The sequence below is a fragment of the Pyxidicoccus fallax genome (genome assembly GCF_012933655.1).
In the GTDB taxonomy this organism is placed as follows: Bacteria; Myxococcota; Myxococcia; order Myxococcales; family Myxococcaceae; genus Myxococcus; species Myxococcus fallax.
This window is the reverse complement of the sequence record NZ_JABBJJ010000465.1, coordinates 1-8,108: the sequence shown is the minus strand read 5'-3', so window position 1 is coordinate 8,108 and position 8,108 is coordinate 1. Positions and strand designations below refer to the sequence as shown.

General features: G+C 72.3%; 8 protein-coding genes. 1 reads left to right on the top strand and 7 read right to left on the bottom strand.

Translation table 11 applies throughout. From position 1 onward, the window contains the following. The 4 genes from HG543_RS49005 to HG543_RS48990 all read right to left on the bottom strand — a co-directional run. Nucleotides 1-896: TIGR04222 domain-containing membrane protein (locus tag HG543_RS49005; protein ID WP_169351871.1), on the bottom strand; the 896-nt coding region annotated here is incomplete at its 3' end. 37 nt (nt 897-933) lie between these two features. After that, nucleotides 934-1,860, bottom strand: a complete 927-nt coding sequence (locus HG543_RS49000) for a TIGR04222 domain-containing membrane protein (RefSeq protein WP_169351870.1) — start codon at nt 1,858-1,860, stop codon at nt 934-936. An 88-nt stretch (nt 1,861-1,948) separates the two neighbouring features. Then, nucleotides 1,949-4,099, bottom strand: a complete 2,151-nt coding sequence (locus HG543_RS48995) for a serine/threonine protein kinase (protein ID WP_169351869.1) — start codon at nt 4,097-4,099, stop codon at nt 1,949-1,951. 24 nt (nt 4,100-4,123) lie between these two features. After that, nucleotides 4,124-4,843, bottom strand: a complete 720-nt coding sequence (locus HG543_RS48990) for an RNA polymerase sigma factor (protein WP_211194700.1) — start codon at nt 4,841-4,843, stop codon at nt 4,124-4,126. 260 nt (nt 4,844-5,103) lie between these two features. Here HG543_RS48990 and HG543_RS48985 point away from each other — a divergent pair, with 260 nt between their 5' ends. Next, nucleotides 5,104-5,424: a hypothetical protein gene (locus HG543_RS48985; protein WP_169351867.1), complete on the top strand. Its 321-nt coding sequence runs from the start codon at nt 5,104-5,106 to the stop codon at nt 5,422-5,424. A gap of 9 nt (nt 5,425-5,433) precedes the next feature. Here the strand turns inward: HG543_RS48985 and HG543_RS48980 are convergent, their stop codons facing one another. The 3 genes from HG543_RS48980 to HG543_RS48970 form a co-directional block, all read right to left on the bottom strand. Further along, the gene (locus HG543_RS48980) at nt 5,434-5,982 is read right to left on the bottom strand and encodes a M15 family metallopeptidase (protein ID WP_169351866.1); all 549 of its coding nucleotides are present in this window, start codon (nt 5,980-5,982) and stop codon (nt 5,434-5,436) included. Between the two features lie 84 nt (nt 5,983-6,066). After that, on the bottom strand, nt 6,067-6,471 hold the full coding sequence (locus tag HG543_RS48975) for an MGMT family protein (RefSeq protein ID WP_169351865.1): 405 nt from the start codon (nt 6,469-6,471) through the stop codon (nt 6,067-6,069). Nucleotides 6,472-6,597: 126 nt separating this feature from the next. Continuing rightward, on the bottom strand, nt 6,598-8,108 hold a 1,511-nt coding region (locus HG543_RS48970), incomplete at its 5' end, for a DUF2339 domain-containing protein (protein WP_169351864.1).

The following is an 8,108-nucleotide window of genomic DNA, read 5'->3' as shown; positions in this document are numbered from 1 at the left end:
CCCCCACACCCGCCACCGTCGCTCCCGTCTCCGCCGCCGCCATCGCCGCCCCCGCTGTCGCCATCACTCCCGCTGTCGCCATCACCCCCGCTCTCGGACGAGGTATCCCAGGAGGAGGAGCCCACCTTTCGCAAGAAGCGGCGCAGCAGGTCGAACTCCATGTAGCCCACGGCGCTCATCCCGTAGAGCCCCACGGCCAGGGCCAGTTCCCGGTGGGTCAGGGCGGCGAGGGACGTCATGCCCTCCGCGGTCTGCTTGAGGGGCTCCTGCTCCCTCCGCAGGATGCGGAGCACCGCGTCGCCCTGGCGGCTGCGCCACGGGGCCCGGAGCGTCCTGACCAGGGCCACCAGCCCCAGCACGCAGATTGTCAGGAGGAACGCCACCGGCTTGTCCCGCTCCACCCCCACGAAGACCTTCGCGATGCCTGGTACGAGCACGGACACGGGCAGCAGGCCGGGCAGCCATCGGGCTCGCGCGCGCCCGGCGTCATCCATCAGCCAGCCCCGTCGCACCAGCCGGGCGCGGAGCTCCTGGATGGCCGGCTCGGCCTTCCGGACGAGCCTGGACTTGTTCAGCTCTCCCGCCTCGAACGCGGCGAACACGATGCGCTCGATGAGCGGCGCGGTGGGCGGCACGGTCCCCGTCGTGACCCACCCGTCCCCCGACAGCCGGTAGTAGCCCTGGTGGGCTAGCGACGCGACCGCCGTCTCGACCAGGGCGTTGCGCCCGCGCAGGAGGGCCGCCTCGTAGGGCTCCGCGCTCGGGAGGGTGCGGTCCGATGAGGGCCCGGGCTGCCTCAGCCACCACCGCGCCACCTTCGCGAGCAGGAAGGAGAGGAGCAGCAGTGGCATGAACAGTCCGAGGAACACGGGGTCCGACCAGCCGAGAGGGTTCATCGTGGAGCCTCCTTGGCGTCTGGCTGTACCGCCGCGCCTAGCTGCACCCGCCGCCGCCGCATCCCCCACACCCGCCGCCGCCACCATCGCCTCCGCCGCCATCACCTCCGCCGCTATCGCCGCCCCCATCTCCTCCGAAGCTGCTCCCGACGCCGTCGGCCGAGAAGCCCGTGGAGTAGGAGGAGTAGCCGGAGGTCTCGAGGTGGCGGCGCAGCGGCTCGAAGTCGGTGGCCGCCAGGGCCGTCAGGCCGAAGAGGCCCACCGCCATCGCCGCGTCCTCGGAGGCCATCGTCGACTCGGTCGCCGACTCCTTCGCGGTCTGCCGGAGCGGCGCCTGCTCCATGCACAGGGCCTGGAGCACCGCGTCGCCGCGGCGGGTGCGCCAGGGGGCCAGGGTCAACCAGGGGAAGACCAGGACGCCCGCGAAGCAGAGCGCGACGAGGATGCCCACCGGCTTGTCCCGCCCCAGGCCCACCACGACCTTCGCGATTCCCAGCAGGAACAGGGCCAGCACCGGGAGCGCGGGCAACCAGCGCACGCGCAGCGCCGCGGCGTCATCCAGCAGCCAGCCTCGGCGCACCAGCGGAGCGCGGAGCTGCGCGATGGCGGGCTCGGCCTTGCGCACCAGCTCGGCGGGCTTGACCTCGTCCGCCATCACCGACGCATGGACGATGCGCTCGATGAGCGGCGCGGTGAGCTGAGGCCGCCCGGAGGTGACGAGCCGGTTCACCTCCATCCGGATGAGTCCCTGGTGCGAGAGCGAGGCGAGCGCCGCCTCCACCAGGGCCGTGCGGCCTCGCAGCAGCGCGGCCTCATAGGGCCCGATGTGCGGGAGCGTCATGTCCGAGGTGGGGCCCGGGAAGCGCAAGGCGTGCCGCAGCAGGGCGGCGGCCAGGACGAAGAACAACAACACCGGCACGTACATGCCGAGGAAGTCAGGGCCGTCCCAATCGAGAGGATTCATTTCTGGAGCCTCCTTCTGCGGGTTCACCCCTGCATGAAGAAACCCGGGCCCGGGGTTACGCGGCGGCCTGTGACATCGAGGTGACGGCTCAGTGACGCGCCCGTGCCCGGCGTTGGACCCACCCCAACGAGAGGACAATCAAGGCCCCGCCCGCCAGCGCCGGGAAGCCACTCCACAGGGCCAGCTGACCGAGCAGCGTCCGGGTCGGCGCGAAGACGGCCGCGTCCCGCGTCTGGACGATGGCCACGTAGTCGGTGCTGCCCACCGGGGCGAACGCCGCGAGCCAGGGGCCCTCGGACGGACGGAGCGGGTCGATATGGGCCTCGCTGCTCACCACCTGCTCGCGCTGGGGGAACTGCGGGTGCTCCGGGCCGGAGCGGGGCGCGCGGTGCAGGGCCTCCCGGACGCGCGCCTTCGTCGTGGCGTCGAGCACGTGGGTCTCCCCGGGGCGGAGGTCCTGGTGCACCACCACCATCAGCTCGCTGTCGCGGAAGGCCGTGGTGCCGCCACGAGGCGCGTCCACCGGAGCCACCAGCACCACGCGCGTGTCCGGCTCACCGGGTGAATCCAGTTGCAGCCGTCCCAGCGTGGGCCCGGTGGAGGACATGGCCACCACCACGCCCAGCCAGGCGTGCTCGCTGTCGTAGATGGGCGCGGCCACGGCGAACAGGTGCCGCCCTGTCACCACGGACTCGAAGCCGCGCGACACGTAGGCCGCGTGCCCTCCCTTGCGTGCGATGCCCTGCGCGCCCTGGAAGTAGTCGCGCCACGCGTGGCTCTGTCCCAGGACCTCCTCGTCCGAGCGCGGCCACCGGCCCCGCACCATGCCGTCCCGGTCCAGCACCAGCCACACCGAGAAGGGCGAGCCACCCTCCCGCGTCCGCAGACCATGGAGCCGCGTGGCGTCCGCGTCCATCTGCTGGAGGTACCGGTGCAGTGCCTCCGTGTCCCCGCGGCGCAGGCCGTCAATCACCGCCGCGTCGCGGGCCGCCCAGCCGACGGCGTCGCGCCAGGTGTCGAAGAGGTACAGCACCGCCCCGGCCGCCGTGAGCGCGGCCTGGGTGTTGGCGGCCAGCACCTCCGCGCGCCGCGCCTGGAGCTGCCCGTGCGCGACGTGCAGCGCGCCCGCGGCCGTGGTCATCAGCAGCCACGCCACCACCGCCAGCGCGCCCGCGAGCACCGGGTGCCGCCGGAACCAGCGCCACGTGCGCGCCGTGCGCCCCAGGGGCCGCGCGACGATGGGCTCACCCCGGGCATAGCGCTCCAGCTCCTTCGCCAGCTCCTCGGCGGAGGCGTAGCGGCGCGCCGGCTGCTTCTCCAGGCACTTGTGGCAGAGCGTCTCCAAGTCCCGGTCCACGCCCGGCGCCAGCGTGCGCAGGGGCGCGGGCTCGGACTCTTGCACCTGCTGGAGGACGTGCGCCGGCGAGTCCCCCACGAAGGGCGGCCGGCCGGAGAGCAGCTCGTAGAGGATGGCCCCCAGGCTGTAGACGTCCGCGGCGACGGTGAGCGCGCGCGCGGTGCCCGCGGCCTGCTCCGGCGCCATGTACGCGGGCGTCCCCACCACCGTGCCCGTGCGCGTCGGCCCGTCCTTCTCGATGTGCTTCGCCACGCCGAAGTCGCCCACGTGGGGGCGGCCCTCCGCGTCGAGCAGGATGTTGGGCGGCTTCAGGTCGCGGTGGAGGATGCCGTGCTGGTGGCCGTGGTGGACGGCGCGCGCCACCGCCGCCATCAACCGCGCGGCCTGGCGTGGCTCGCCGCGCAGCCGCTGCGCATGGTCGGCGAGGCTGCCGCCCTCCATGAGCCGCATGGTGAAGTAGGGGTGGCCCTCGTGCTCGCCCACCTCGTAGATGGGGACGATGTTCGGGTGCTCCAGCCGCGCGGCGGCCTCCGTCTCCGCGTGGAAGCGGTGCACGTCCAGCTCGCTGGCCATGGCCCCGTCGACAATCATCTTCAGCGCCACCACGCGCTGGAGCCGCACGTGCCGCGCCTTGAAGACGACGCCCATGCCGCCCCGGGCGATGCGCTCCAGCAACTCGTACTCGCCGAAGCGCGCCGGCAGCCGCGAGGCGCTGGGGGGCAGCAGCGTGTTGCCGGTGGACTCACCCTCCAGCGCGTTGGCGAGCAGGCACCGGGGACACGCGCCGCCGAGCAGCCCCTCCGAGAGCGGCGCCCCACAGGCCGCGCACGGGGTGGCGGGCACCGGCGGCGTGGAATCCCTGGGCGTTTTCGGGGTGGCCATGACGGGGGCGAGGGCGGGCTCGCGTCACTCCAGGGCCGCGAGGAGGTGGCGCAGCTCGTCGTCCACCTCATCCTCGCGCTCGACGGTGCGGGCAATCTCCTCCTGGATCAGCGCGCGGTAGCGGTTGCGCAGCCGGTGGACGGTGACCTTCACGTTGCTCTCGGACATGCCGAGGTCCGCGGCGATGGCCTGATACGTGGACTCGGCCGAGCCTCCGGTGAGCACGCCGCTGAGCCGTTCGAAGAGGTCCGCCTTGCCCAGCCGGGCGTACTCGTCGCGCAGGGTGCCCAGGGCGCGCTGCAGCAGGGCGAGCGCCCAGCGTCGCTCGAAGATGCGCTCGGGCGTCAGGTCGTGCGAGGGCTCGAGGCGCTCGTATTGGCTCTCCGCCTCGGCGCCGTCGATGGACAGGTGCGCGGCGCCGCCGCCCCGCTTCTGGGCCTGCTCGCGGTGCCAGTCATTGGCGAGGTGGTGCTTCAGCGCGGCCAGCAGCCACGTGCGGAACCGCCCGCGCTCGCGGTCCACGGTGGCCAGGTCATTGCTCTCGAGCAGTCGCAGGAAGAATCCCTGCGTCAGGTCGAAGGCCGGCTCGGCCGCGTATCCCCGGCGCCGCACGAAGGCGTAGCAGGGATGCCAGTACAGCCCGCACAGCGTCGCCAGCGCCTCACGCGCGTCCGGAGAGCCCGCCGCCGCGACGAGGCTCCACTGTGTGGTTGCGAACCGTTGGGGCTTTTCCGGAGGAGCCACGGCGCGCAGCATAGTGGCCTCACGGTGAAGAGCGGGAGGGGAGCCCTTTTTCCGCGGGGTGGGAACGCAACGGAACCCCACAACCCCTCAGATTTCCGAGGGGCATCATGGGACGGCTCCTGAGGTTACAGGGACTTCATGGGTGGGCCTGTCCGGTACGCGCGTTGCTTGTCTTTCGAGGCATGGCCCGGACCGCTGGCGTTCCACTCCTCCTCGCACTCGCCCTGGGCGGGTGTCATCAGCCGTCAACCCTCGAGCGGATGCGCGACGAGCGCGCCTGTGAGGGCGTGGTGTGCAAACCCTGCCTGCCGGCGATCACGGTGTTCGTCACCGCCGGGTCCGACCATCCGCTTCCGGAGCCGGTGCTGTCGGGCGTCGAGGGAGAGTGCACCTCGGATGGCGGGTCGGGGGTGTGCACGACGTACACGAACGAGCCCGGGGACTACGCGTTCGAGGTTCGCGCGGCGGGCTACAAGCCGGCGGCCGTGCGGGTGACGGTGCCGGAGGTTGTCGTGGACGGCGCCTGCTGCGGCTGCGGCTACGAGGAGCAGGAGGTGCGCGTCGTGCTGGAGCGGGAGTAGCGCGCCGCTTCAGCTCGGGTCCTTCTTGGCCAGGGGTGTGTCCTGGAGGTCCGGCGTCGTGTCCCGGCCCAGACAGTCCTGCCCCTTCGCGGGGGCTCGCGTGGTGCGCGGGCGGTACTCCCAGTGCCACGGCTCCGAGGCCACCGTGCGCCGGAAGCCGAAGCGGCAGGCATTGGAGGCGAGCCACTCGTACGTGGTCGTGCTGACGTCGCCCACGACGAGGTCCACCGCGAGGCCACGCTGGTGGTTGGAGCGTCCCGGCCGCGCCGCCTGCGGGCCCAGGCCCTTGCGGTAGCGCTCGTACAGCCAGCGCTGCTCCTGCCGCGAGCGGTAGCCGCTGGTGACCCGCAGCGACACGCCTTCGGTGCGCGCGCTCTCGTGCATGCGCTTGAACGCGGCGGCGGCGGCATGTTGGAGCCGCTCGCCGCGCTGAACGTGGACGAGCTTCGCGCCCTTCGCTTTCGGCCGTCGAAGCTTCTTCGCTTCCGCGGCCGTGGCGAGGGGCGCGATCAGACACACGAGGATGAGGACACCCCAGCGGAGGAACGCGAGCGACATGTTGGAATCCGGCCGTTCGGCCAGGACCCGATGCTCTCGCGTTTATTCCCAGAGGCAAGCAGCCGGGGAGGCAGGCGGTTGCCTCTAGAACAGCCGCAGCTGCGGATCCGGCGCGCTCCCGGGGCGCTGGGGCAGCGTCTGGTAGCCATGGGCGCGGGCCCACTCCTCGCTGGGGCCAGACCAGTGGTGCGCGTCCAGCTTCACCTGTCCGCGCTCGTCGAAGGTGACGCCCTCGGCCGCCAACAATTCGCGCTGGCCGTACCCCGACGTGCTGATGCGCCCGTTGCGGCCGATGATGCGCTGCCACGGCACCGTGCGTGAGCGCGGGCCGAGCGCGCCCAGCGCATGGCCCACGATGCGGGCATCACAGTCGTGCCCGACGATGGTGGCGATGTCGCCGTACGTGGCGACCTGCCCGCGCGGCACCTGCTCGGTGACGGTGTAGACGTGCTCGTAGAACTCGCGCTCGTCGCGCGGCGGCGTGGACATGGCGCCCTCCTGGCCCGTGAGTGACTCCCTGGCCAAATGCCGTGTGGTGGGTTGGGAGTCAAGGGCACTACCGGGCGGGTGGGGCGCCCTGGACGTGGCGCGTCCAGTGGCTCGGGGGCTGACTGTTCAGCCCTGGCGTCCGCGCAGCCGGGTGTACGTGTACGAGATGACCAGCAGCATCACCCCCAGCAGGATGAAGGTGAGGATGCGCTGGTCGGCGGGCAGGCCGGCGAGGTCCACGACCAGCAGGCGCAGCAGCGCGAGCCCCAGCACGGCGAGGGCCGCCAGCCGGTACCACCGCTCGCGCACGGCGAAGCCCAGGGCGAAGAGGCCGAAGGCCGCCACCACCCAGCCCAGCGTGACGAGGCCGTCGGGCATCCACCCGCCCACGAGCCCCACGAGCGCCAGCCCCGCGCCCGCCGCGAAGGCCGCCTGGAAGAGCGAGTCCCCCCGGCGCGCCTCCAGCCGCGCCCTGCCCGGCAGGGGCACCACGCTGGCGCGCTCCACGAGCACGAAGCAGAGGAGCGGCACCGCGAGCAGGCCTGTCGAGGCGGAGCGAATCAGCGGCCAGGCCGCCAGCGAGGCGTAGAGGATGGCGCCGGCCACCCAGCGCAGCACGGGCGAATCCGCGCTCCGGCCCGCCAGCCCCGTCGCGAGGCCGGTCACCGCCCAGGCGATGACCAGCCGCGAGTCCTCGTGCCGCGCGGGCATGGCCAGGGCGAAGGTGATGGCCGTGAGTGCGAGGTACGCGTGGAAGAGGGTGCCGGGCGCCTGTCTCTTGCGGGCCACCGCGGCGCAGCCTCCTTGCGCGAGCGCCAGCACCACGAAGAAGGTGAAGAGGTCGTCCTCCCTGTAGCGCCCCACCTCGTACCCGCCGAGCAGCGCCAGCCCCACCCAGTTGAGCAGCGCGAAGGCGAGGCACGCGCGCACGGACAATTCGCGCGGGTGCGTCAGCAGCGCCACGGAGAAGAGCACGAAGTAGAGGACGAGGAAGCCGAGGCTCAGCAGCAGCCGCTCCTGCGCCGGCGCCCCGGGGGCCACGCCGTCGTCGCGCAGCGCCCACACCACGTGCGTCGAGTACACGGCCACGAGGCTGGACAGCGGCACGATGACCCAGCGGTTCTTCACGAGGAAGAAGAGGGCGCCTGCCGCCAGCAGCGTGGTGGACATCAGCGTGAAGGTGGTGATTTCGCTGAGCATCCCCGTGTGCAGCCCGAGGAACAGCGCGATGCCGGCCACCGTCTCCGAGTGCATCCGGTGCGCGATGACGACGATGCCCACCACCACCAGCGCCAGCAGCACCAGCGCGAGCATCTGACTTTCGATGACGCGCACCGAGGGTAGGAAGTGCAGGGCGTACGTGACGAAGTAGGCCAGCGCCAGGCCGCCGCCGAAGACGATGCGGCCGAACAGCTCGAGCCGGCGCGACAGCCACAGGCCGAACGCCGCGAGGCCCGCGCTGAGCACATAGCCGGCCACCACGCGCGCCAGCATGCCCAGCTCGCCGAAGCGGTAGGTGATGAGGTACGCGATGCCGATGATGAGGGCGACGATGCCCACCCGGCTCAGCCAGTACGTGCCGAGGTGCGCCTCCAAATCCCTCCGCGCTGGAGCGGGCGGGGGAGCCGATACGGCGG